20 protein-coding genes and 1 pseudogene are annotated in these 25,573 nt (G+C 55.1%); 10 read left to right on the top strand and 11 right to left on the bottom strand.

Going from position 1 to position 25,573, the window contains the following annotated elements; translation table 11 throughout:
- Nucleotides 1–4: 4 nt before the first annotated feature.
- The 8 genes and pseudogenes from G1E_RS05355 (at nt 5) to G1E_RS30135 (ending at nt 12,134) form a co-directional block, all read left to right on the top strand.
- On the top strand, nt 5–388 hold the full coding sequence (locus G1E_RS05355; RefSeq protein ID WP_009682483.1) for a hypothetical protein: 384 nt from the start codon (nt 5–7) through the stop codon (nt 386–388).
- Nucleotides 381–824: a hypothetical protein gene (locus G1E_RS28950; protein ID WP_197884355.1), complete on the top strand. Its 444-nt coding sequence runs from the start codon at nt 381–383 to the stop codon at nt 822–824. Before G1E_RS05355 ends, G1E_RS28950 begins: the two co-directional genes overlap by 8 nt.
- A gap of 75 nt (nt 825–899) precedes the next feature.
- Nucleotides 900–2,351 carry a zeta toxin family protein gene (locus G1E_RS05345; protein ID WP_228393789.1) on the top strand — a complete coding sequence of 484 codons (1,452 nt, stop codon included), beginning with the start codon at nt 900–902 and terminating at the stop codon, nt 2,349–2,351.
- A 235-nt stretch (nt 2,352–2,586) separates the two neighbouring features.
- A complete protein-coding gene (locus G1E_RS27295; protein ID WP_009682487.1) occupies nt 2,587–2,892 on the top strand; it encodes a hypothetical protein in 306 nt (101 codons plus the stop codon).
- 98 nt (nt 2,893–2,990) lie between these two features.
- Nucleotides 2,991–8,006: a DEAD/DEAH box helicase family protein gene (locus G1E_RS05340; protein WP_023662969.1), complete on the top strand. Its 5,016-nt coding sequence runs from the start codon at nt 2,991–2,993 to the stop codon at nt 8,004–8,006.
- A gap of 586 nt (nt 8,007–8,592) precedes the next feature.
- Nucleotides 8,593–10,662, top strand: a complete 2,070-nt coding sequence (locus G1E_RS05335; protein ID WP_033690316.1) for a bifunctional diguanylate cyclase/phosphodiesterase — start codon at nt 8,593–8,595, stop codon at nt 10,660–10,662.
- 152 nt (nt 10,663–10,814) lie between these two features.
- Nucleotides 10,815–11,591: pseudogene (locus G1E_RS30140) on the top strand (PAS domain-containing protein); the annotation flags it as partial.
- Nucleotides 11,586–12,134, top strand: coding sequence for a methyl-accepting chemotaxis protein (locus G1E_RS30135; protein WP_230633870.1), 549 nt, complete (start codon nt 11,586–11,588; stop codon nt 12,132–12,134). The pseudogene G1E_RS30140 and the gene G1E_RS30135, both read left to right, overlap by 6 nt.
- Before the next feature lie 132 nt (nt 12,135–12,266).
- On the opposite strand, the gene G1E_RS05325 is transcribed toward G1E_RS30135, so the two are convergent.
- The 5 genes from G1E_RS05325 to G1E_RS05310 all read right to left on the bottom strand — a co-directional run bounded on the left by G1E_RS05325 (nt 12,267) and on the right by G1E_RS05310 (nt 18,600).
- Nucleotides 12,267–13,814 carry an IS66 family transposase gene (locus G1E_RS05325; RefSeq protein WP_034128274.1) on the bottom strand — a complete coding sequence of 516 codons (1,548 nt, stop codon included), beginning with the start codon at nt 13,812–13,814 and terminating at the stop codon, nt 12,267–12,269.
- 61 nt (nt 13,815–13,875) lie between these two features.
- Nucleotides 13,876–14,211, bottom strand: a complete 336-nt coding sequence (gene tnpB / locus G1E_RS29180; protein ID WP_009682493.1) for an IS66 family insertion sequence element accessory protein TnpB — start codon at nt 14,209–14,211, stop codon at nt 13,876–13,878.
- Nucleotides 14,208–14,540 (bottom strand): transposase, encoded by a 333-nt coding sequence (locus tag G1E_RS27290; protein ID WP_009682494.1) that lies wholly within the window; start codon nt 14,538–14,540, stop codon nt 14,208–14,210. Before G1E_RS27290 ends, tnpB begins: the two co-directional genes overlap by 4 nt.
- Before the next feature lie 398 nt (nt 14,541–14,938).
- Entirely contained in the window at nt 14,939–15,448 is a 510-nt protein-coding gene (locus tag G1E_RS05315; RefSeq protein ID WP_009682495.1) for a hypothetical protein, read from the bottom strand.
- Nucleotides 15,449–15,483: 35 nt separating this feature from the next.
- Complete coding sequence (locus G1E_RS05310; protein ID WP_009682496.1) at nt 15,484–18,600, bottom strand: LPD7 domain-containing protein; 3,117 nt, start codon at nt 18,598–18,600, stop codon at nt 15,484–15,486.
- 212 nt (nt 18,601–18,812) lie between these two features.
- On the opposite strand from G1E_RS05310, the gene G1E_RS05305 reads away from it, so the two are divergent.
- Both G1E_RS05305 and G1E_RS05300 read left to right on the top strand, forming a co-directional pair.
- Nucleotides 18,813–19,343 (top strand): hypothetical protein, encoded by a 531-nt coding sequence (locus G1E_RS05305; protein ID WP_009682497.1) that lies wholly within the window; start codon nt 18,813–18,815, stop codon nt 19,341–19,343.
- Complete coding sequence (locus tag G1E_RS05300; protein ID WP_009682498.1) at nt 19,330–20,022, top strand: hypothetical protein; 693 nt, start codon at nt 19,330–19,332, stop codon at nt 20,020–20,022. The genes G1E_RS05305 and G1E_RS05300 overlap by 14 nt, the downstream gene beginning before the upstream one ends.
- A 41-nt stretch (nt 20,023–20,063) precedes the next feature.
- Here the strand turns inward: G1E_RS05300 and icmT are convergent, their stop codons facing one another.
- The 6 genes from icmT to mobA are packed head-to-tail and all read right to left on the bottom strand — an operon-like array spanning nt 20,064 to nt 25,401.
- Nucleotides 20,064–20,327, bottom strand: coding sequence for an IcmT/TraK family protein (gene icmT, locus G1E_RS28940; RefSeq protein ID WP_033690317.1), 264 nt, complete (start codon nt 20,325–20,327; stop codon nt 20,064–20,066).
- On the bottom strand, nt 20,317–21,495 hold the full coding sequence (gene traJ / locus G1E_RS05290; protein WP_009682500.1) for a plasmid transfer ATPase TraJ: 1,179 nt from the start codon (nt 21,493–21,495) through the stop codon (nt 20,317–20,319). Before traJ ends, icmT begins: the two co-directional genes overlap by 11 nt.
- Nucleotides 21,492–22,352: a type IV secretory system conjugative DNA transfer family protein gene (locus G1E_RS05285; protein WP_009682501.1), complete on the bottom strand. Its 861-nt coding sequence runs from the start codon at nt 22,350–22,352 to the stop codon at nt 21,492–21,494. The genes traJ and G1E_RS05285 overlap by 4 nt, the downstream gene beginning before the upstream one ends.
- Before the next feature lie 14 nt (nt 22,353–22,366).
- Nucleotides 22,367–22,825, bottom strand: coding sequence for a DotD/TraH family lipoprotein (locus G1E_RS05280; RefSeq protein WP_009682502.1), 459 nt, complete (start codon nt 22,823–22,825; stop codon nt 22,367–22,369).
- Between the two features lie 60 nt (nt 22,826–22,885).
- Nucleotides 22,886–25,099 carry a TraI/MobA(P) family conjugative relaxase gene (gene traI / locus G1E_RS05275; RefSeq protein WP_193936644.1) on the bottom strand — a complete coding sequence of 738 codons (2,214 nt, stop codon included), beginning with the start codon at nt 25,097–25,099 and terminating at the stop codon, nt 22,886–22,888.
- Nucleotides 25,099–25,401 carry a plasmid mobilization protein MobA gene (gene mobA / locus G1E_RS05260; protein ID WP_009682506.1) on the bottom strand — a complete coding sequence of 101 codons (303 nt, stop codon included), beginning with the start codon at nt 25,399–25,401 and terminating at the stop codon, nt 25,099–25,101. Before mobA ends, traI begins: the two co-directional genes overlap by 1 nt.
- Between the last annotated feature and the right edge of the window lie 172 nt (nt 25,402–25,573).

The raw sequence follows: 25,573 nt of genomic DNA, 5'->3' as shown, positions 1-25,573 counted from the left end.
TCAAATGTTCAACGAGACTGAAATGAAGGTCGTCCCGGCCTACTTCGCCAAAAATCCTGCAGGAATGTCGGTGCCATTTATCGTCTCCCTGATGCTGGTGGATGCGGATCACAAACCTGCTTTGCCGCCGTCGGTTGAGACCTCCATCGATCGCACGGCAGGTATCACAGGCGCGGAGGGGGTGGCATTGGCGAACGTCTATGACACCGATGATTTACGTGCCTTGGCGGTCAATAGCATCAACCGAGCCCATGGCCTTAAAGAGTTGGCCATCGTGCTGTTCCGCTGCCAAAGCGCGCCTACTGCGGAACAACTGATGACCGTGTTGAATGACTGCTTCGAGCTGTCCTTGGTCAAAGACATCGCCGCAAGGGGAAGCGATGAATAATCGAATCATGCGGTTATTTGTAGGTGCTTTGAGTGCCTTAGTGGGCCTGGCCATGGCGATCAACTCTCGACTCAATGAACTCAGTACCACAGCCGATTGGCTTCAGTCTGCGATATTTTTGATACTTGGCCTCGCCTTGATCACCAAGGCCTTCACACCAAAAAAGAAGGACAATTCCATGCCGGCACAGTGGACGGATCACCAGCTTGCGGCCTTTGAAGCCGCGATGGAAACCATTGGCAACATGATCGCCCTCAAAGCTCGCGACATTCACAACGAGCGCAGCAAGGACGAACCGAACCAGGCCCTGATTGATCAGCTGAGGGCCGAGCAAGCTGAGCTCGTAGTCGAGCGCTCCCGGCTTCGCATTGACGACAATTTGGCGGTAGCGCACGCAATAGAGCGCTACGGGCCGATTGTCAAAGCTTCGGTTTGAAGGGGATACCTCATGGCATCTCCCGATCACGTTGGCCTTACCGTTGCTCAGGCCCAGGCGATAGTGGATCGATTCATGGCCGAATATCGTGGTCACATAGGTGTGACTGCTATTATCAAGGCCACGCAGGAGGAAATTTATGGACCCGACGCCGCAAGAGAAAAAATCGGATACCGAATTGACGCAGCCTACCACCCAGCAAGAGCCATCTTTACCCTTGCCGCTTCCAATATGGGTGATGAAGGGGCCGTGCGACGAGCGCTGCGCCACGAGCTCCTCGGGCATTATGGGCTTAACACCTTCAATCCCGAAGAAAAGCGGGAATTCCTGGATCGCGTTCTTGAAACGCGCGGCGAACCTTCACTAGCCCATATTTGGGCGTACGTGGATCAGCACTACGCCAAACTCCCCGGCATCCATCGTGCAGAAGAGGTCTTCGCATTTGTCGCGGAGGAGGAGCGTTCATTCCTCGGAAAAGCATGGGACCGCACCCGCAATGCCCTACAAGGCATGTTGAAGGCCGTCGGACTTTCAGACGGTAGGCTTACTATCAGCGAGCTGCGCATTGAAGCTCAGGCAATCGCTGCTGGTATCAAGGAAGGACACCGACAGCAAATGACGTTTCCCAAGGACGACCAGTCGCAATTCCGACTGTCCCCCGAAGACCACGATGCCATTTTTGACGACATCGCCCTCCTGGCGCTCTCCACTACCAAACCTGTCAACCATCCAACCGCCGTTCTTCTCGGGGGACAACCTGGTGCAGGCAAGGCCGGACTCAGCAGCAAAGCACTGGATGAGTTCGGTGGTAACACCATCAAGGTTGATGCTGATGAGCTGCGCAAGCACCATCCGCAATACCTGCAGCTGATGCGGCAGAACGATCGATTGGCCGCCGATCGTACTCATCCGGACGCCGGCGCATGGTCGGTAAAGCTCACCAATTTGGCGATCAAGAATCGGCGGAATCTCTTGATCGACGGGACCATGCGGGATCCCGATAGTCTCGCCAGGCTGTGCTCTCGCCTTCACACCGCTGGCTATCGGGTCGAAGCCCGTGTATTGGCAGTAGATCCCCTCGTCAGCCGCATGAGCATTCATATGCGCTACGAGCTGCAGCGAGAAGCCAACGGATTTGGTCGTTGGTCGAATCGAGATAAGCATGATCAGGCCTACGCAGGCCTGCCTGTAACCGTCGAACGGCTAGAATCAGATAACCTAGTCCATACGCTGCAGGTGTTTAGCCGCAACGGTACCGAGTTGTATGCGCGTCGCCTCTCTGAGGTGGATTGCACTCCAGCAGCTGGCCGACTGCGCATCACTCAAGAACGCGAGCGCGTCTGGACTCCCGAGGAGATTCGCGGTTTCAGTTACAACCTGGAAGTGATCGAGGGAAAGATGCTTGTACGGCGAGCTGCCCCGAGCGAGCATGCTGAGCTGGATGGCATCCGATCGGAGTACCGTCACAAGTACCCGACCGATCTTAGCCAGGGAGATTTCCTGAAAAGGCCGAAGCCGGGCTACTAACAGTACCTTTTAAAAACAGTGAGTTAGAAACGCACATTGTCGTGTCTTCAGTAGTTTGTATAATGACTATTATACAAACTGGAATAGGAGGCGACGGCAATGCCTAGAAAACGGCGGCAGACCCCAGAGAATCAGGGGCAGATGACGTTCGATTTCGCTTTTCAAGAGACGGTAAATACCATCGAGGACCTGCAAGCCGGCCTCGATTCCGACGAAGACCAAGGAGACCGCCATTATGATCACCAACCAAACACAGCCCCTGGAAATCTCCGCACGAGTCCTGAGCCAACAGACACTCGCATCGATCCGCCAGTCGCCGTCGTTCAGTCTCCAAGGCTGGAAGATTCTGGATCGCTGGGCGCTGAACAGCCCGGAACGCCTCAAGGCGATGGAGCTTCAGGGCGAGCTGCAACTGCTCAGCCGGCTATTGGAGCAGCAAGCCCTGGAATTGACGGCCATCAACAGCCTGCCAGCGGACAGCAAGCAGGGTCTGACCGAGCACGAGATCTTGCAAATGTTGGAGATCAAAACGGACCTGTAGCCCCCTCTGACTATGCGATTACCGGTGCTGATTCACTGGGCTCTGGCGGTCCAAAATCGAAATTCCGCGATAACGTCGCTGCCATTCAACTGCTGCAGGTGCTGCACAAGGAAGGCCGTGGCGCCACCCCAGACGAACAATCCACGCTGGTCAGATATGTAGGATGGGGTGGACTGCCGCAGGCTTTCGATCATCGAAATGATGCTTGGCGTGCCGAGTACCAGGAACTGGCCTCACTGCTCAGCCAAGATGAGTACGAGAGGGCCAGGCGCTCCACCCAGGACGCGCACTACACCTCAACCACCGTAATCGACGGCATTTACGAGGGTCTGGAGCGACTAGGGTTCAAAGGTGGCAAGGTTCTGGAACCAGCTGCCGGCATTGGCAATTTCATCGGCCTGATGCCGACAGAAATGCGGAGCAACAGTCGCATCACCGCCATCGAGCTTGACCCTCTGACAGCGCAGATCGGCGCTCATCTTTATCCATCATCCACCTTCATCAATCGCGGTCTGCAGGATGTGGCTATCCCAAGCGCATACTTCGATGCCTGCGTGGCGAACCCGCCCTTCGGTTCGCAATCGTTGTATGACCCGCACCACCGCGAATTGGCTGGTTTCTCGATCCACAACTACTTCCTGGCTAAATCGCTCAATACGCTCAAACCTGGTGGTGTGATGGGAGCCGTTGTCAGTCGGTATTTCCTCGATGCCGCCAATAGCAAGGCGCGTGAACATATCGCAGATACGGCCCACTTCCTGGGCGCTATTCGTCTACCCAACACGGCGTTCAAAGAGAATGCCCTGACCGAAGTAACGACGGATATCGTGTTCTTCCAGAAGGCACTCCCCGGAGACCAACCGGAGCGCCGCTGGGTAGATGTCGGTGAAATACGAGATCGCGAATCGGGTGAGCCAATCACGATCAACCAGTATTTCATCGACAATCCCGAGCAGATGGCCGGCCGGATGGCCCTCACCGGGAAGATGCGCCGCGATGCCGCTGATTTGATGGCGGAGCCAGGCCAGGACCTGAGCGCGGCGATCAGCGCCCGACTTCAATCGTTGCCTGCAGGTGTTATCCGCACCTTCACAGGCGAGCCTCTTGATCATGAAACTGATGGCCAATTAGGTAAACCCGAGGTCGACCTGCCAGCGAATACCAAAGTGGGTTCCTACTTTGTGACCGCTGACGACCGTTTGGCCCGTCGCTTGCCAGATCAGCTTGCAGCCCACGACTACCAGTTCATTACCCCGAAAACCGAGCGGGCAGGCCAACGAATTCGCGGCATGATTGAGGTACGTGACGCTCTGCGCGCGTTGATGAATGCTGAGCAGTCCGTTGACCCTCAAGATCTGGAAACCTTGCGCGGCCGTTTGAATGGACTGTACGACAAGTACGTCCGTCGATTTGGCCACCTGAGTAGCCAAGCCAACCGCCTGGCGATGGGGGAGGATCCTGAATACCCTCTGCTCAATGCGCTTGAGAGCAACTACGATCGCGGCGTATCGGCTGACATGGCACGCAAGCACGGAGTGCCGGCGCGCAATCCCACAGCTGATAAAGCCGCAATCTTCTCGCGCCGCGTGATGAGCCCACGCGAAGAAATTCGGCACGTCGAATCCGCTAAGGATGCACTGGTTGTCAGCATGAACCAGGTGGGCCGTGTAGACCTCGAGCGCATGATCCGCTTGTGCGGTCTGAGTGAGCCTGAACTCCTTCGTGACCTGAAGGGACTTGTCTACTTCAATCCGGGCAAGGATCGCTGGGAAACAGCCGATCAGTACCTGACCGGGAACGTGAAAGCGAAACTCAGGGGAGCGCTTCGAGCCGCGGAACACGATCCAAAGTTCTTGGAGAACGTCGAGGCGCTGCGTCCGATACAGCCAGCAGACATCGAGCCGATCGACATTTCCGTGCAGCTGGGTTCGACTTGGGTACCGGCGAAAACAATCGATGATTTCGTCGTACACCTGATGGGGGATGTACGCCGGCGCATCGACTACCAGGAGGCCTTGGGCAAGTGGATGGTGAACATCTCCGAGGGGGATAACACCACCATGCGCGTCACCTGGGGCACCGAAGCGTACCCCGCAAACAAGCTGGTAGAGGCGGTTTTAACGAACCGCCCGATCCAAGTGAAAGTGGAGGTCGGAAAGGACGATCATGGCCATCCGATCATGCAGGTTGATGAAACTCAGACCGCTGCAGCCAACCAAAAGGCGGACGAGATCCGCGCTGCGTTCACCGACTGGATCTGGGAGGATCAGGATCGTCGTGAATCCCTCTCGCGACTCTACAACGATCGGTTCAACACCAATATTCCCAGCCGCTACGACGGCTCACACCTGCAGCTGCCCGGCACCTCGCTGGACATCACGCTCCGTCCGCACCAGAAGGACGCAATTTGGCGCGGAATTCAGGACGGCACAGCACTGTTCGATCACGTAGTCGGCGCCGGTAAGACGCTGGTGTGTGTCGGAACCGTGATGGAGAGCAAGCGGATGGGGCTTTTCCGAAAGCCAATGGTGTTGGTACCGAATCATCTTCTACTGCAGTGGAAGGATGCCTTCTACGACCTCTACCCTAACGCCAACGTGCTGGTTGCTGAGAAGACGGATTTCAAGAAAGAAAACCGGGAGCGACTCTTTGCCCGAATCGCTACCGGGGATTGGGATGCTGTGGTGGTGGCTCACAGCTCGTTCAAAAAAATTGGCATGCCCCCGGAGACGCTCGAGGAGCTGCTGCAGGAGCAAATCCAGGATCTCACTGACGCCATTTTGGACCTCAAGAGCAGCCAGGGCGATCGCGTGACCATCAAGGAGATGGAAAAGGCGAAAGAGCGGATGACCGAGCGACTGGAAAAGAAAGCCGACACCGGTTCTAAAGACCAGGCTGTCAGCTTTGCCGATCTGGGTGTTGACGCCTTGGTTGTAGATGAGGCGCAGGAATTCAAAAACCTGTTCATCACGACCTCGCTCAGCAGGGTATCGGGGCTGGGTAATCTGGCAGGATCGGAAAAAGCATTCGATCTTTTCGTCAAGTGTCGCTACCTGCAGCAACGGAACGACGGCCGAGGCGTGTTTCTGGCCACGGGTACCCCATTGAGCAACACGATCGCTGAGCTCTACACCGTACAACGATACCTCCAGTACGATGAAATGAAGGCCCGGGGCATCATTCATTTTGATGCCTGGGCTTCGACATTCGGCCAGGTTGTAACCGGCTGGGAGCTTGACGCTACCGGCGTCAACTACAAGCTCAACTCGCGTTTTGCAAAGTTCCAGAACGTTCCCGAGCTGACGGCGATGTATCGAACCTTCGCTGATGTAATCACACGCAAGGATCTACAGGACCAGGCCGAGGCCCGCGGTACCCGATTCCCAGTACCGAAGCTGAAAGGCGGTCGCCCGCAGAACGTGATTGTGGATCGATCGGAGGCTCAAGCTTGGTACATGGGCATTCAGCAAGAGGCGATCGACGCAGAGGGTAATCCGCTGCTTAAAGCGGATGGATCGACGTTCAAGACTTGGAACGATGGATCGATCATCCATCGCATGGAGCATTTGCCGAAAGACCCACGCCTCGACAATCCTTTGAAGATCACCAACGACGCGCGCAAAGCGGGGTTGGATTTCCGACTCATCGATCCCGGCGCTGGGGATTTCGCAGGTAGCAAAGTGAATGCGTGTGTCGATCAAGCATTCCGCATTTGGCAGGACTGGGACGACCGTAAAGGCACGCAACTGATTTTCTGTGACCTATCCACGCCAAAAGGTCCAAAACGCCCAGAACAGGCTGCTGTGAGCTCAGAGGACGAAGAAGAAGGAGAAGCCTCGATCTCTATGGACGATATTCTGGCAGGTGCCAGCTCGTTCAGCGTATACGACGACATTCGATCAAAGCTCCTCGCTCGCGGGATCCCGGCGAACCAGATTCGCTACATCCATGAGGCCAACACAGATCTGCAGAAAGCCAAGCTCTTTGCGGAGATGAATGCCGGCGAGGTCAGGATCATTCTGGGGTCAACAGCGAAGATGGGTGCCGGCATGAATGTCCAACGCCGCCTGGTCGCTCTCCACCACCTGGATGCACCATGGCGCCCAAGCGACCTGGAGCAACGCGATGGTCGCATCGAGCGGCAAGGTAACCTCTTCTATGAGATGGATCCTGACGGATTCGAGATCGAGATTCTGCGCTACGCAACGAAACAGACCTACGATAGCCGCATGTGGCAGACCATCGAATTCAAGGCAGCTGGCATCGAACAATTCCGCAAGGGGGACAGCCTCCAGCGTGTGATCGAGGATGTGGCCAGCGAGGCAGCCAACGCCGCCGAGATGAAAGCCGCGGCCACCGGTAATCCTCTGATCTTCCAGCAGGTGCAAATCGCTGCAGACCTCAAGAAGGTGGAAGCATTGTTTTCCAACTTCAAACGTGGCCAGCACTCGCTCGACAGCCGCATTGCGTGGCTGCGTGACGCCGACTCACGTGCCGATCGGGCAATCGCCCGTTGGTCAAGTGAGATCCAGCGGCGCGATGCCGGCACCAAACCTGAATTCGAGTTCTCGGCGAATGGCAGACCCTACAAAGACGCGGACAAGGAAAGACTGGCCGCGGTATTCGCCACCGCCATGAAGCGGGCCGTCGAGCGGCGGTCTGAAGACACGTTCCAGCGCGCAGAGCTTGTGCCCGTAGGAAGCTATCGAGGTTTCGAAATTCAAGTGTCATGCGAGCGGCAGAAAATCCACTTCACCGTCACCGGTCGGGACTCATACGAGCCGGACAACCTGGTGTATCGCGTTGACGACAAATTCAGCATCAGCGGGTTCATCAGCCGATTGGACAACTTCCTGGAGCGCCTGGAAGGCTGGAGGGATGAGGCCGAGTCGACGCGGGGACGCGAGCTGTCAGAGCTCAACAAAGCGATCCAAGAGAAGGCGAAGCCGTTCCTGCAGCAGACTCGGCTTGACTACCTGCGCGAGGATGCTCGGGATGTGCTTCGGGAACTGAAACTGATGCAAGCTGACGACTCCTATCAGTCGAAGTGGGAGCCAAAATCGGTCCTCCTACAAGGTTCCGCAGCTCCCGGACGGAGTAAAATGCGAGCGTAATGAAAAAGGGCGCCCATGGCGCCCTTTTTCATACTGATCATTTGCGCCCGCCATTCAGCTCTCAACAATGCGTAGCGCAGGGACGTCTACCCAAACTGCACTAAACATCCAGTGCCTGAATTCCTCAACTGTCTGCCCGCTTTTGGTCTGTAGGCGAGCAAGCAATCCCGAAAGCCGCTGCTCCAGACACCCAGCTTCTTCGTCCTCGTACTCGACATAGTCGCTGTAGGGGTCATCCGGTGTAACCGTCCGGCCATGTCATCTACCCAGCCCCGCAAAGCCAAGACATCGTGTGCACTCAAATTTAAGTGAGCACCAGATCTAGCCTTTTAAACGGGTATTTCATGCAGCCAACACTCGGTTCCTATTCCAAGGCCTTCAAAGCCCAGGTCATTCAATATGGGTGCCCAGCACGGCACTACAATTGCCAGCATCGCATTCAGCCGTAAGCGTGCCCGTGGAAGTCGCAAGGCTGGCATGACGCTTTTTTTTGTAAAATTTTTGACGATAGGATGAAGCGTACTCTTCAGAAACTGCTCGTGCCGCCGATGGCCCAGAGGAGCCAAATTCAACCTTCGGGGTTTCAATGCTAGTAAGCAGCTATAACAGCGTGTATGTGCTGTTTTCCTTCGCCGTAGCGATCCTGGCGTCTTATACCGCGCTGGACATGACTGGTCGAGTCACCCGTACCGAAGGCAAAGCATCGGCACTTTGGCTTGCCGGTGGATCTTCCGCCATGGGCACGGGCCTCTGGTCGATGCATTTTATTGGCATGTTGGCCTTCCAACTGCCCATCGAGCTGGGTTACGACCCGACGCTGACTGGCTTATCGTTGTTGATCGCCATCGCCTCCTCCGCCTTTGCTTTGTGGCTAGCATGCCAGACGGAAATGCCACTGCCGCGTTTGCTGCTTGGTGCGGTGCTCATGGGTATCGGAATTGCATCCATGCACTACGTTGGAATGGCGGCGCTGCTGATGAATCCTGTAGTGGAATACGTTCCGTCTTTGTTCGCGCTATCGGTGCTGATTGCTATCCTTGCTTCGGGCGTGGCTTTGTGGATCGCTTTCCGCCTGCGTGGCGAAGGTCAGTACATCAATCGTACACGCATCGGCGCCTCGTTAATTATGGGGTGTGCCATTGTTGGAATGCACTATACCGGAATGGCGGCTGCCCAATTTCCTATCGGGAGCGTGTGCGGAGCGGTCAATGCAGGCATTGATAGCAACTGGCTAATGGTTTTGGTGATTCTGATCACGCTGGCTGTCTGCGCTATTGCCTTGATCGTATCAATGCTTGACGTCCGCACCAGCATACTTGCCAGCTCCCTTGACCTCGCAAACAGTGAACTGGTGCAGCTAGCTCTTCACGACAATCTTACTCGCCTCCCTAACCGTATCCTCCTAAACGACCGTCTTCAGCAAGCGATTCATAAAGCCATCAGGCAGAAGAGCCACTTTGCCGTACTCTTCATGGATCTGGATGGTTTCAAAGCTGTTAACGATACTTACGGTCATCACACTGGCGACCAGTTGCTTCTGCAAGTAGCAAAGCGAATCAACGACGCCAAACGCGGCGAAGATACGGTGGCTCGCCTCGGAGGCGACGAGTTCGTTCTGCTTATCGATCCCGGCGAACCTGAAGACGCTGCGATGTTGGCGCAACGCTTGGTGGAAAATATTCGATTACCTTACGTACTTGGGCGGCAGACAGTGCATGTGTCCGCTAGCATCGGTATCGCTATATTCCCAGAAAATGGCCTAACCGAGCATGAGCTGATGGTCAATGCCGATGCGGCTATGTACCACGCCAAGGAGCAGGGCCGCGATGGCTACTGCTTCTTTGAAAAAGCTATGAACGTTAACGCTCACCTGCAGTTGGAAATGCAACAGGATCTGCGGTGCGCACTGGATCGGAATGAATTTATCCTGCACTTCCAGCCGAAGATGCTCGCCCCAAATGGCCCTATGATCGGCGTTGAAGCTTTACTGCGTTGGAACAAGCCAGGTTTTGGCTTGGTGCCGCCCGTCCGTTTCCTGCCCTTGGCAGAGCGTACTGGATTGATCGTGCCAATCGGTAGCTGGGTAATCCATGAGGCGTGCCGGCAGATGGCCGAATGGCAAGCGTTAGGCGAAGGTAAAGACGAATGGAGTATTGCGGTCAACATTTCGACGGTACAACTGGCCCATGCAAAGCTCGTTGATGTCGTGCGCAATGCCCTGCAAAGCAGTGGCCTGCCCCCCCGTTTCCTGACACTGGAAGTTACCGAATCTACGGCGATGCGGGACGCTGAAGCTGCTTTGATTGCTCTTGATCAATTGGCAGCATTGGGCGTGAATATCTCCATCGACGACTTTGGTACCGGTTATTCCAGCCTGCTTTATCTTAAGCGCCTACCAGCCAACGAACTGAAGATCGACCGAGGTTTTATCACCGAGCTGGCTAAGTGTAACGATGACGCGGCTATCGTTTCGGCCATAGTAGCGCTCGGTAAAACGCTGGGGCTGAGGATCGTTGCAGAGGGTGTGGAAACCGCTGAACAACAACAGATGCTTACCGAGTTGGGTTGCGACATTTTGCAAGGTTACCTGCTGGGCAAGCCGATGAGCGCAGAGAGGATGCTGGAAAGCTTAAGCGCGACCAAGACTCTAGCGTGATACTGCACAAGCCATAGATTCAAGTTGGTGCTTGCTGGTGCAATTTGCAGACCCGCTACATCACCTGATTTAAGCATCAGTTAAACATTCGAATTGGGATTTACGGCTTCTCCTCATTCGTCCGATAGTAAAATTCACTCTAAGGCTAATCAATGTTCAACAAGGCAATCAAGCAGACCTTGGCTGAGGCTCTGCAAAAGCTTCAGGCCGCAGAAGCAAGGGCCGTGGCCGTTGACCGTTCGACGGCAACAATTGAATTTAAACCCGATGGCACCATCATAGGTGCCAATGAGAACCTTCTTACCACCATGGGCTACCGACTGGAGGAGATCGTCGGACAGCACCATCGTATTTTCTGTTTTCCTGATTACCAGGCGAGTGCCGACTATCGTAAGTTCTGGCAGCGCCTGGCTGGTGGCGAGTACATACGTGAACGTTTCCTGAGGCGTAATAAGCAAGGCCTGGAGGTCTGGCTCGAAGCCAGCTACAACCCTATCCGAGGCGCCGATGGTCGCGTCGAAGGCGTGCTGAAGCTGGCCACCGACATTACTACTCAGGTGATCCGTGAGCAGGAGCAGAGCAGCATGGTTCAGGCCATCAGTCGCTCGATGGCTGCGATTTCCTTTAACTTGAAAGGTGAGGTTCTCGACGCCAACGAAAACTTCGAGCAGGCCATGGGCTATCGCCTGGATGAGATTCGGGGAAAGCACCACCGCATGTTCTGCACACGAGGTGAAGCGGACTCTCCTGAATACCGCGATTTCTGGGAGCGACTGAACCGTGGTGAGTTCTTCTCTGGACGCTTCCAGCGACTCAACCGGCATGGCGATACCGTCTGGCTGAGCGCAACCTACAACCCGGTATTCGATGCCAGTGGCCGGCTTTACAAAGTAGTTAAGTTTGCCCGTGATATTACGTCCCAAGTGCGCCAGCAGCAGGCAGAATCCGATGCAGCCACGCTCGCCTACAATATATCCCAGCAGACGGACAGAAGCGCTCGCCATGGTGCCAAGGTCATTAGTGAAACGGTCGAGGTGGTACAAGGCATAGCAGCCGAGCTCTCACGAGCGGCTGAAGGCATCACTGCAGTCAATCAGCAGTCAGAGATGATCCGCAGCATCGTGCAGACCATCCGAGGTATCGCCGAGCAGACCAACCTACTTGCTCTAAATGCTGCTATCGAAGCTGCAAGGGCGGGTGAACAAGGCCGAGGTTTTGCGGTGGTCGCCGATGAAGTACGAAACCTTGCAGCCCGCACGGCGCAGGCCACCGTGGAAATCGTCGATGTTGTGAAGCGCAACCATGAACTAGCGCAGGATGCTGTGGAGAGCATGCAGGCTAGTCGCCAAAAGGTCGATCAAGGCGTCGATTTGGTCAGCCAAGCCGGCTTTGTGATAGAGGAAATTCAGAGCGGAGCACGGCAAGTAGTCGACGCCGTGCGCCAGTTCGCCGAGGCAAAGGAAGAGCTCTGATGTAACTGTATCGGGCACAACCTCGTAAGGCTGTTCCAATTTCTCACGATAAGCGTGCTTGTCCAATATGACATCATCGCTGCTTACTGGGCGCAACTGAACGTTTGCATCCGAGCATCACGTCTTACGCAATTAGACCGGTTGCCAAATATGCGGCAGCAAATGATCGATTTCACTCGCCCGCTGCGTCGGCAGGCGTGTGAGCACGTCCTTCAAATAGGCATACGGATCATGACCGTTGAGCCGCGCAGACTGGATCAAACTCATGATCGCCGCCGCCCGTTTTCCGCTGCGTAGCGACCCTGCGAAGAGCCAGTTCTTGCGTCCAAGAGCCCATGGTCGGATCTGGTTCTCTGCCCAATTGTTGTCTATGGGTACAGCCCCGTCATCGAGGTAGCGCGACAGCGCTGCCCAGCGTTTCAGGCTGTAATCGAGTGCTTTGCTGATGGCTGAGCCTTCGGGCACAAGGTCGCGCTGGGCGCTCATCCAGACATGTAGCATGTCCATTACCGGGACGGCTTTTTCTTTCCGTATTCGCCGCCGTAAATCCGGCTCCAGATCGCGGACTTCGCTCTCGATTTCGTACAACAACTGGATATAGCGCAGGGCTTGCTCAGCAAGCGTGCTTTTATTCGTAGCGTGCAGCTCGAAGAATTTGCGCCGTGCATGGGCCATGCAGCCGATTTCGGTCACGCCGAGTTCGAAGCTGGCTTTGTAACCGCCAAAATCGTCACAGACCAGCTTGCCCCTCCAGCCTTGCAGGAAGTTGCGAGCATGCTCTCCGGCACGGCTGGGGCTGAAGTCATAAACCACCGCTGCCACATCCGAGAACTGGCTGGTGGCGTAGGCCCAAACATAGGAACGGTGGGTTTTCTTTGTTCCCGGCATGAGCATTTGCACGGGTGTTTCATCGGCATGAATAATCTGCTGCCCGAGTACCACTTCGCGCAGCGCATCGACCAGCGGCTGCAACTGAACCCCAGTCACGCCAACCCATTCGGCCAAGGTTGAGCGTGGAATCGCCAGGCCCGCTCGACCGAAGATCGATTCCTGACGGTAAAGCGGTAAATGGTCAGCAAACTTGGCAATCATGACGTGGGCCAGCAGCCCAGCGGTTGGGATGCCCTTGTCGATGATCTGAGCCGGAACCGGTGCCTGGATAAGCGTTTCGCAGTCATCGCAGACCCATTTGCCACGTACATGACGCTCGACGGTGAACACGCCCGGTGTGTAATCCAACTTCTCACTGACATCTTCACCGATGCGTTTCAGCGCGCAGCCGCATGGGCAGTGAGTGTTGTCAGGTTCGTGATGGATCAGTGTGCGTGGAAACTCAGCCGGCAATGCAGTGCGCTTGGGCTTCTGCTTTTTCTCGGTCGCCGCTGGCACTGTTTGCAAGGCCTGAAGCTCTGCTTCAATCGCTGCGATATCTGTATCGATCAGGTCATCGAGCAAACTGGCCTGCTCAGGATTCATCTGCTCGCTGCGCTTGGCAAATTTCAAGCGCTTGAGCTGCGCAATTTCGAAGGTCAGCTTCTCGATCACCGTCTGATCGCGGTTGATCTTCTTGCCCATGGTTTCGACCGTCTTACCCATTGTTTCGACTTGCGAGAGCAATTGCGCAGCTAAGGCACGCAGTTGGTCGGGAGTCATTTGGTCGAGATTGGGAGAAGAAGTCATGCGCCGAATTTTGCCAGAGCAGGCGCTTCGCGGCGATAGACCGATAGGCTAATGGCAGCCGTTAAAGCAGTGTGATCGAGCCGCCGGAACCTGCTCGTTGCCATGGCAGGCCCAATACCAAGGCTTGGAGTTGCTCGGTGTCCAACTGCATTTCAGAGCCATGACGAATGCTTGGCCAGTGGAACTTGCCCTGGCTCAACCGGCGCGCCGCCAGCCATATGCCGAAGCCGTCATGCACCAGCACTTTCATGCGATTGGCGCGGCGGTTGGCGAAAAGATAAGCACAGTGCGGCTGCGCCGCACCGAACACCGCAATCACCTTGGCTAATGCCGTTTCGGTACCAGCGCGCATGTCCATCGGCTCGGTGGCGAGCCAGATGGAGTCGATGCGAATCATCGCAGAAGGTCTCGAAGAAAGGTCGCGCAGGCAGCAGCATTTTCAGTGGGCCAGTTCACTGTGACGGTGCCACGCGGGTGCTGTATTTCAACGCAAATATTCGATGATGATGTGTGGGATTTCGCCCCTGCCAGCGGCACGGGTAACGGAATAAATGCAGGTTGCAGCGCCGTGCTTTTCTGCGCTTGCAGGCGAATCCATTTGTGGACGAGGTTTGCGTTGAGGTTATGGCTGAGTGCGATGCTGGCAATCGAAGCACCGGGCTGGGCACACTCTTGAATGACCTGAGCTTTGAAGGATTTGGAATAGGAACGGCGTGTTGGCTGCATGAAATACCCGCTTAAAAGGCTAGAACTGGTGCCCACTTAAATGTAAGTGCACACCATGTCTTGGCTTTGCAGGGCTGGGTAGATGACTTGGCCGTACGCATACCATCCGGTTCGAAAACCTTCGAGATATGTGATCGATGCAGCCAGTGGTAGTAGTCATGATCTCGCCATCCTTTTGGAAACCGAGTCGCAAGCTCACTCCAGTCGGTCAAGCTGTAATGATCGGGGTAATTGCAATCAGCATTGGATGTGAATACCCAGTACAACCTTCCGATAGCCGGATGAACCGTGCTGACAAAAACTTCGCTCATGGCCGATCCTCCTTAAGCGCCGCCGCGCCGGCCGTAACTCTTCACTCCGAAAACCAAAAGCCCGCGAATCCGCGGGCTCGATGGTTTTTATTTCCAAACCTCATTCCAATTTGTCGACGAATCGGCCGCGTCACTGGTGTGTCCGACCTCTACAGGGTTGCTGATATGCGTATCGCCGCTACCGACAACGGTGCCAAGGCCGGTATCGTTGACGCCCGTTTGATTGACAGCATCAGTTACGGCCCCGTTAACCTCGCTCATGACTCCGTTGATCTGTCCATTCACCTCGGAAATCACACCGTTTACTGAGGAGCTGGCGATCGAGCAAACCTTGTCCTTGATCATTTGCCAGATGGCAGACAGATCAGGGAAAGAGGTGGTGCTGAATATGCCGGTGATCCCCCCGACACATTTGCCCAAAATGTCTGACGATGTCTGAGCAGCCGTTTGGTTGGTGTCGGCCGCGTCCTGATCTCGAGCCAGGCCGGCCTCACCACCACGCACCGCGGCTTCTCCGCTACGGCAGGTGGCAGCATGGGCTGTCACAGCCGAGCTCATGAGCAGCACAACGAGTAACGCGCGGGTCAGTGTCTTCATACCAGTCCTCCAAGAACATTCAACGGCCAGGAGCATCAAGCTCGTGCCCGGGATTTAACAGCGGGTTGCGCCGGGCTGGGCTGTTGCTTGACGGGCTCCGTCAGAGCCTCGGGCTTTGGGGAAGCGCTTGATTTCTCCCGCTCTTTACGTTGCTCGAGGAAACCCAGCTTGCGGTGCATATCCTCATCAACGTGCTTGGTAACCTTTGCCTTGAGGATCTGGTTATCAACGTTGAAAAGCACCTCATCGAAGTAAACGGCTTTCCCGTCGCCGCGGCGATTAACCGCGTTCCCGAAGCCGATCTGCGTCCACTTCTGGTCGCTTCCATCGTTGTTCGGCTGGGACAGGGTGATAAAGTTAGGCTTGATCTCACCGGTACCTGGGTCGGGGTTACGCTCATTGATGAACGCAAGGACCTGGTGCTTCTCACCGTTGACCTTCACGTATCCCTGTAGGTAATCCCCACTGCCCTGGTACAGGAGCACTGTGGTGTCGTACTGATCGTTATCCAGCTTGGTCACACCGCGAAGGATGAGTTTCTGTCCCGTATTGCTGTCAGCGTTTGCCATACCAACCTCCTGAGGAGTGGTTGAGTCACTGGTTGAAGCGCCGGTAATGTCCCCGGGTACACCGGAGTTGCTCGACCTGCCTTGAAGGCCAGCGCCAAAGCCTTCAATCTGGGATTCGGGGGTATGCTCATCCTTGATAAAGGCTTTCGCCATGATCCAGTCGTACTCGTTCACTGGTGCCGGCACAGGACGGCCTGTTTTGTCGAACCAGTAGTACTGATCGGTCGCAGGCTCTGGCCCAAGAGCGGCCAGATCGTGCTCAAGCTCTTCCAGCGACTTGCTCCAGGTACTGATGGCCTCAGACTGATCTCGCCACCAGGCGGCGGCGTTTACCGCAACAAGGTTCTCAGCCTGTTGCAGATCGGAGTCCCCAAATGGCACTCCCTCAGTTGCCTGGAAATGTCGCTGCTCGACCGCTGCTGCAGCTAAATCCCCCAGTTCTACTTCATCAGCAGCCTGTGGAGCTTCTCCTGTACAGTCCAGAGTTCTGGACTTCTCGTACTCGGAGATAGCACCAGCAAGCACGGCGATATCCGCGCCTGGATCGTTGATCATTGGCTGGGGGATGCGCTGACCATTAAGGAAGGTTGCAGGAGCGCTCTCGAGCTTGCCCGTCCCGCACAATTCAGTGTGGATACCGGTCGGTTGCCCTTCACGGTCGAAATAGGCAATGGAGTACGTGACACCATCGACCCTTTCCGATTCGTTCACTAGACCAATTTTCGCGGTGTAGCCGTGCTTAGCAGCCTCGCTGTTCAGCAATTCCCACCTAGCTGAAGGCGTCGTATCTGAGTCATAGGGATACTGGCTGTAGCTATCCAGCGTGAACGACTCCAAAACTTCTGTCGGAATTGAATCCGTCGAGGAGCGAGGGGGGATATCTGTGCCTTGATGATTTTTCAGTGAGGCCAGATAAGCAGCATCTATCTGTTCAATTGCTTCGATGACTTCATCTGGATCCCAGCAATTCTCTAACTGGTACATCCGGTCAAACTCATTGCTGCCAGGCTCGGGCAGTGGCCCGTACTGCTTATCAGCGTCTGCCAGCAGCTCTCTAGCTATGGCGTAACCCTCTGATGCTTCCATCTGCCCGCGGAAGTGCGTATTGAGCTTGCCGAGCTCACTGTCCAGCTTGGCTTGGAACGCGGCGCGATATTTTGCCTCGGCCATGCAGCTTTCGATTGTCCGCAGTCCTTCCGGAGAGCTGTCATGCTCCCACATGACTGCCATAGCGTGATCCTCGGCCCGATACGGCAGCAAATCAGGGTAGTCATTGATATCACCTGTAGGCAGACCGATTGACTCAACGAATCTCGCATCGCGTCCAGCAACTGTGAGGGACTCAGCTGCCAACGGTTCGACTGGGGGGGCCTGCTCACGATCAGCTTTAGCAAGCAGAACGGCTTCCCACTCATTACGATGAACCGTTTTTTCTTCGTAACGCTCGACACGGCCATCGCTGCCACGTACCGGCACCTCTACCGTCACCTGCTTACGACCCAAGTTATTCAACGTGACGGTATCGCCTGCTGCGATTTCGTTCTCGCGGAACACTCGGGCCAGATCTACCCCCCAGGTAACACGCTCTTCTCCGTCGCTATTGCGCAACTTCACGTAGAAGCTTTTGCTTTGCTTCTTGTCGAAAAGATACGGCGCCGGGCCGAAATCTACGATCACACCCTCACGGGCATTCACAGGTGTAGGATCATTTGCGGCCGGTTCTGCAGGTGATGCCGTTTCTTCGCTGGAGGTGCCCACCTTCTCAGCGGTTGCCTCGGTCGGTTTCGGCGTTTCAGTTTGCGCGGCGGCTTTGTCTGGTACAGCTGCAATGGGTGGCAAGCCGAGCAGTTCGCGGCGAATAGCTTCTTGTGCGGGGTTATTGAGTTCTACCGGAACCTCATGCTTGATCAGAACCGCGATCGCCCGGCGCTTAAACTCTTCACTGCCAGTGAGCTCGATAGACCCACCGAACTTCTGTTTCGCCATGTAGAGGCCGGCGAGAATGGCCATCTCATCATCTTTTGCTTCAGCCACCATGAGGATTTGCTGCCCATGGTCGATGAAAATAGGTCTGTCATGCAGGGAATAGAGGACGCTGCCATCGCGCCGCTCCTTGTAGGTGATCTCCTTCAAGAGCTCGCTAATCTGGATTTTTGGATCCTGATCAACACTTTCTTGATCTAAATCAGGGTTTCCACGGCCAAAACCGTTACCGAATGCTTCATGCCCCCTCAAATGCGAAATAATTTCGCTGTAAAGGGCCTGGTCTAGTTCCTTTAGCAATTCCGCATATGTATCGTATGCGAAAATATTCTGATAAACGGTAGTTGCTGCTTCAGCTGTATTCTTGGCGTCAATTGAGCGCCATGACGACAGGTCTGCAGCAACCCAATGTCTGACCAACGCAGTAGGGACGGCCGCAGCCTCTTCTTCGGAAGGTTGGCTATTTAGCCAGGCTTGGTACGCCTTAGCACGACGTTCGATCGCTTCACGGGGAGAGGCCTCCGTTGCCTGCGGCGAATTCAATCGCTCGTAGACAGCTTGGCGGAACTCTTGCATCAAGGCTTCGCTTACTTCGCTCATGGCAATCCTGCCTCCTTCCGGATGGTGGGGTAGTCCGTTGCCCTGAGCCCCCCGTGGAGGGGCTGGGTAAAGTTGGGTTAAGCGCGTCGCTCTGGGCTGGACCGTGACTGCTGAAATTTCGTATTGTGTATATTATTCAAAATTCAGCGGAATGGGAAGCTCCGCGCCCTAAGGCCCAGGAGGGCTACGTCTGCTACATTTGAGGGGATCAAATGTCCTTTGGAACTGATGAAATTCAGCCAATTTGTGGGACGGATTTGGAGAGATGGCGGATCGAGAACGGTCTGACCAAGGTTGCTGCTGCAGACGCCTTTGGCCTGCAGAAAGCGAAGTGGGAAGAGCTAACAGGCCCGGATAAGTCGGCTGAGCAGATCAACGACCCCGTGGTGGCTATGCTGCTTTTTCTCTACAGAACGCATCCTGAGTCTTCACCGGTGCAACCGCCGTTGGATATCAAGGATTTTTACGACTATTTAGGACTGCAAGATTCGCCTCAAGATCGAGATACGTTTGCCACCCTTATTGGTAGATCGCCACCCTCGGTTTACCGCTTGATGCTTCATGATGGCAAGCCCGGTCGGCCGGTCATGAAGTGGGTTGAGGCCTTGAAGCGCATGGATTTGACACCTAAACAGTGCAAACGCGTGATGCAGGATGTCGTAAGTAAGGTAGGTGAACGACAGAAGGTGGAAAGGGTCTTGATTCAGGGTTGGTCAAAAGGTGGCATTGGTGAGCACGACTGAGAAAACAGACTCGCACATTATCGAGCTCTCCAGCGTTTACTTCTACGCTGGCCCAGCGCCGCGGGCGATCGCCTTGAAGGACTGCGGCGCGCTACTCAACGGGCAACCTGGGGACGTGTTCCCGGCACTGTACGGGTATCAGAGCAAGCAGGACGGCTTTATGGCGGCTCGGGCGTACGCTGACAAAAACCGACTCCATTTTACTGTTATCGATTTCCTGGTGGAGCTTGATCACAAGCAGAATCCACTCATGATGAAGCCGGAGGACCTGGCCAACCACGACTTTGTGTCGTTTGCCAGAATGTCCAGGAGCATGATGGATGATCTGCAGGATCTTCTGCGGGAAAGGTTGGTCTGCGAAGGCTTGACCCCGACAAAGACTGAATTGGCGAAGCCTCATCTATTGCTGCAGCAACGCCCCGAGTTGTTGAGCACACTGACGGCCGCTCCGGACTGGGAACATATGAAGGTAATTGCCTATCCTGCCAAGGTGGCCTTCAGTGAGAAGCCATTGACGGTAGGAGTGCTCCCCCATAAACACTGGTCGGCAATCAAGGAGGCGACTTGCCGCCTCAACCCCGGTATCCGGATCACGTTAGAACCTCCAGGGCCAGCCAGTACCGACGCTGCACCATTGGCTGCACAAGCCAGCAGGGACCGAGGTCCTCGAGCACGCTGAACGACTGACATCAAAAAACCGCCTCTCAGGGCGGTTTTTTTCTAATCTCTGAATCGGTTCCTGTACCACCACGGCCGTGACACGATCCGACCTCCGCGCATGAAGCCCAGGAACTTGTTCCAGCAAACATCCAGGGTCCACCCAATATGAGCCATGACGCCGAAGCAGACGATGATCATCACTGCGGTGATCCATACCCACGGTTTATGCCCTACATACAGACAGGCCATCAACGGCAGATAAGCCCCGCAGGGTATGCCGAAGGCCTTGGGTGAGATTGATGCGCCTCTCCAGCTAGATGCCATGGTTTAGACCCTCCAACTCCCAGCGTTTCTTGAACTCTTTAGCGCCGGCCAGGCTGATGAACTCGCCAGCATCAATGCGATCCGCTTGGAACAAACGCCAGGCTTTGTCATCCAGGGTGGCCTCGGCCTTCTCCAGTAAACCCCGAATGAACCGGCCCCAGTCCGTGTAAGGAAGGGACTGTAGTTCATTGCGCACCTCACGATCGAACACCAGGTACTCACGGATCGCAGCTCGCTTGCCGTCCGTGGTTTTGAGCAGGCGTTGAACCAGAATGACACGTAAGGCACCGGCCAGGCGTGAAGCCATACCGGCTTGCTGGTCAGGTGGATAGGTTTGAATTGCACGGTTGATCGTCTCAGCAACAGACTCGGTGTGCATGGTGGCAAAGCATAAGTGACCAGTCAGCCCAGCCTCAGTCATTGCCTCGATCGTCTCGCGGTCCCGAGCTTCACCGATACCGATGATACTGGGTTTACGACGCATGGCATTCCGAAGTGCTTTCGGGAAGTCGCCAATGTCTCTACGCAGTTGCGATTGCGACGGTTGCGGTCCCAACCAGTGCGGACCACCAAGTACATACTCGATGGGGTCCTCATAGGTGATCACTTTCCGGTCGGGCATTTCTGTCCCTGCCTTCTTGTACAGGCCCGCGAGGAAAGTTGTTTTTCCAGACCCAGTGGGTCCGCAGACCAGAACCAGGCCCATTTCTGCGTAGCAGCCCCGGATCAAGTCGGGCTCGATTCCCATTTTATCGATATCAGGCAGATCCGACGGAATCACCCGCATGGTGATCGAATAAGCCTCATCGATGCTGGCTATGCGCGCTTGAACAAAGTTGGTCCGAAAGCGAAGCGTGGTACCCCGAGCCAGCCCAAACTCTTCTCCAGCCAGCTCCAAGGCACGGTCAACACCCTCATCACCCTGCTTGATCATGCTTTCAATTTCAGCGGACCAAGCCGACGCCATCAACGGTGATAGCTGACCTTGCTTGATTGTCGTCGTTGACGCTTTCAGTTGCCGTCCATGCAGCTCGACCCAAATGTAGTCGCCGCCTTGTACGAGAATGTCAGACACCCCCCGATCCGCACACAGCTTCAGAAAGCGCATGAAATTATCGGGAGACAAGTCGCCCTCGAAATTGTACGGATCGAATATTGGACTCGTCACTTGGTCGCACCATCACCGGTCTGCCGGTACTGCGTTTTGACCGTAGGGCGCCATTTTTTAGGATCAGTCTCGAACGTCGCACGGCCGGTTACGCGACGCAATTTGTCGCCAAGCATCATTTGCTTACCATCACCCGTAACAGTCTGCTGGCTTTCAGCCACGCTGGTCGAGCTGATCATGTCGTTCTGCAGAAGAGAGGAATAGAGGTGCATGCCGAGGTAATCGCGGGTCAAACGATTGAAATTGGCGGCGAGGATAGCGTCCGCTTGTTTGTAACCATCGTCCCAACCTTTACGGACTGCTACCTCCCAGATTTCAGCCTCGTCACTGTCTTGAGGGCGTGCTTCGAAGTCGGGCAGTTCAACACTGGCATTCAGAGGCAGGCCAACATAGAGGTAGTCACGCCAAGTAGGGGGAACACTCACAAACCGTTCCTCCCGCTCAATTTTGTAGACGCGATTCGCTGTTCGGACCTGGTCTTGAGAGAACGCAGCAACGTCCCGGGCTTCTACGATAACTGGTGGAAGCGTGCCGTTCTTAGCGATCATGGGAGCGAACTTGAACATTGCATCGAGTGACGGCGATCGTGCGTTAAGGCCATCAACCAGCTCACGAGCTCGAGCTGCCATACCGCCGCGGAAGCCGACAGTGTTACCCATGTCGGTCAGCAATTGATTGCGAATGTCGGTGACCTTGGTGGTCGCTTTTGACTGTGGTTTCAGCAACGAGTCGAGATCAGGCGGTGCCGTTTCAACGACTGGAGCGCTTGTCTGCCCGCTGGCATCAAGCTCGGGGGTTTCACCCGCATGGACAGCAAGCGAAACCATCAGAGGCAACAATGCGAAAATCCGCTTCATAGCGTACCTCCAGCTCAGGCCTGAGGCCGGTTGTAATGAAGTTCCAACTTCCCGGGCGTCTGGGTCACATTGGCGCGGTAGCCAACTTGGGAGCGAATCATCAGCATCAAGGTGTTGTAGGGCACCTTGTTTACATCGATGTCGACCGGCAGCGGCATACGCACGCCCATGAACGAGAACTCAAGCCCACGATCCCGAGCCAAGGCTGCTAACAGTTCGACTGCATCGCCCTGCCACTTGAGCGACACACGCTGCTTGTCGTCCACGATGGTCGACGGAAGGCGCATCACCACGCGGCTATTAATCGCGCCCTGCTGATATAGGTCGGCCTGAGCCATCTCAATGCGTTGCGACGCTTCGAGGATCTGTTGGTCGATCAGCTGCTGGGCCGATTCGTCCGGTTTCTTCGATGCGCAGCCCCCAAGGGCAAGAGCCAAGGCAACCAGTGCCAGTGGGTAACGTGTGTTGGCCATTATCAAACCCTCCGTTGATTTCGTATAGATACTATAATACGGAATGAGCACAAGCAAACACTATCCCCCCCGCGGGCCGCTTCTTGACCTCTGCTGTGCGTCCCGCTCGGCCTTGAGCTCACGAAGCAATTTTTCGAGCTCTGGATCTGCTAGCGCACCGCTGTATCGTTCATCGACCAAAGCCTCGATCAGCGAGCGCTTAAATTCGGCACTGCCGGTGATCCGCAACGGACCAGGTGGTGCCGTGTTCGGCATCGCGCGTAAGGCGCGGGTGATCAGCTCACTGTCTACCGCTTGGCCAGGGAAGTTGAACTGGCCGCCAAGGTCTACAAATCCCGGATCGCCAGCGGCCCGCCGGTAAATGACTGTGCCGTTTCTCCTAACTACACCGAGCATTCCATCGATCGACTGATATTTAGGATCGAGATCCCGGGCAAATTCGAAACCGTTAGCTCCTTCAGCCTTCGCTGCGCGTTTCTCGCCATATGTGAAACCTCGCAGCTGACTGATTGCCCCTGGATCACCGGTGGCTGCTTCTTGCTCAACCCATTCACGATAACTGAGCCTTTTATTAGAAGGATCATTCTTTAAATCTGCGCGCATTTTTGAAATCTTAGTTTTCAGTTCCTCTCTAGCTCTTAGTGTCTCGAACGCCAAGATACTGTAAAATGCTTTTCGATCCTTTGGATTTTTAATACGCAATTTGATATCCAGGCGCTGCTGTCTGGAGTCATCGCGTACGCGTTTGAATTGTTGCTTGACCCACTCTTTATCAACTCGGCGATATACAAATTTTGTCCGATAGGCTTCGTATCGGGCACGTAGTGCCCTGCGCAAATTAGCTCGCTCTGTGCGGCGCTGCTGACGATCTTCGGGATTCCGTCGTGGGCTTGCGAATTTTTCGTAACTCATAAGAGCCATCAGCTCTTGTGTAACTTTACGCTCCTCATAGTCACCAAGACGCTTTTCCAATCGAGCCTTAGACAAGGCCTCGTGCATGTCGCTTGCTTTGATAGGCACCAAGCTCTGTTCTTCAAGCGAATAAATACCCATGCCGCGACCTTTGGGTTTGATCCCCAACCCAAATCGCGCTAGTTCCGCGTGCAGTTTCTGCCAGGTAAGGCTTTTCTTTTTCAGAAGCGTTGCAATTGCATCGCGAGGTTCACCGCGAGAATAAGTGTGCAGACTTTCCTGGTCAAGATGACGTTCCATATCCGCAGCACGAGTAGGCTGTTTACCTTGAAATTTGGGTTTAGGCGCTGACCAGGCAATTTCAGGCGAGCCCTTTTTGTCTTTGACACTGTAGGGACCATTGTCATGAGTCCAACCATAGCGAAGCTCAAGCTCTCGCATTGCATAATCGAGCTTAAAATAATCTCTATCCGGGTACACCGCGTTATACGAATCGGGGTGAACCCGATTCACCGTCATGTGTAAGTGAACATTGTCCGTGTCATGATGGATAGCAAACACATACTGGTGCTCCGCCATACCGACCGCATCCATTGCATGCAGAGCACAATCGAAAGCTTGATCATCAGTTGGTTTCTCTGATTGCGGCCAGCTCAAGATGACATGGTAAACAGGATCCTTAACACGTGAATTTTGAGCCGCGACTGCTTTCATTTCTGCCGCGGCTGTCGCCAAGCTCAAGCAGTTGTGCTGGCAGGATACACCGGAACGTGTAACTTCCCTTACTGGTGCTCCGAGGAGGAGTCCGGATTCGAGCTCGGCGATAGCATTGAGCTCATCTCCTGCATCCCTTCTTTGAGCGGCTGCAGCATGAAACGCAAGGTTGGCTCCACGGGATCTTGCTCTTGCCGCAAAGTCAGGATGATTTCTAACAGCTTGTCGGAGATGGTTTGCTGCTGCTGCAAGATGGTGCTGAGCAACGGCAAGACGGCTTTCATGTCCATCAGCGCTTACCCCTCGTTCTGTGATGGGTCCAGGCTCGTCAATGCGGACTGGAACTGGGTGTTGATCCTGTTGATATCGACGCCAATTGGAATCAAGAGCAATTCCAATACTTCGAGCACGTTCTCGGATGGCATTTTGAGTTGCAGCATCAATTCGTCCAATCTCTCGCAAACGGTCTGCTGCTCTTTCGATATGTTCTCGAGCAGACTCAAGAATTGAGTCGTCTCTTCGGGTGTGGCCTGGATTGAGCTCATCCGTTTGTGTCTCCTTTTCTTCGTCACGTTCTGTCGCGTAGTCGACCAACGCCGAGAAGCTTGAGCTCCCATCGGCCCGTTTCGGTGGAACCTTCGCAAGCATTACGAACCGATCCTTTCGATAGCAGCTTTCAACGCCACCAGGATCTGTGCGTACTCTTTTGAAAGCTTCCCACCGCCTTCATTGAACAAGTGTTTCTGGAGGCCTCCGAGCCTCCGCAGTTCGTTGAGGATATGCCCCTCCACCTTAGACCTGGTACGTCTCCCAAGCGCAGCTGCGAGCATGAATTGACCCACGCTCTGGCCGCAGTCCTTCGCCTTGTCACGGACGATTTCCTCTTCATCCTCGAAGCACCGGATAGGTGGTAGCCGACCGGTGCGACGCCTTTGCTCACTGGTACTCATAAGCAGGATCCTCAGGTGTTCCAAGGGGTCTCGGGGCGCAGCCCTGAGCAGGGTGGTAGGCATCGCAAGGGAGTGAAACGACTGTCAGCGATGCCGGTTGGACGGACGCCATTTATGGCGGGAGTACAAACCCTACCCTGTCCAAAACTGTAGACCTAGTTTCGTATCAAGG

This window comes from Pseudomonas sp. TJI-51, from assembly GCF_000190455.2.
Classification (GTDB): Bacteria; Pseudomonadota; Gammaproteobacteria; order Pseudomonadales; family Pseudomonadaceae; genus Aquipseudomonas; species Aquipseudomonas juntendi.
The sequence above is the reverse complement of the archived record's forward strand: the minus strand, read 5'-3'. Positions and strand labels throughout refer to the sequence as shown.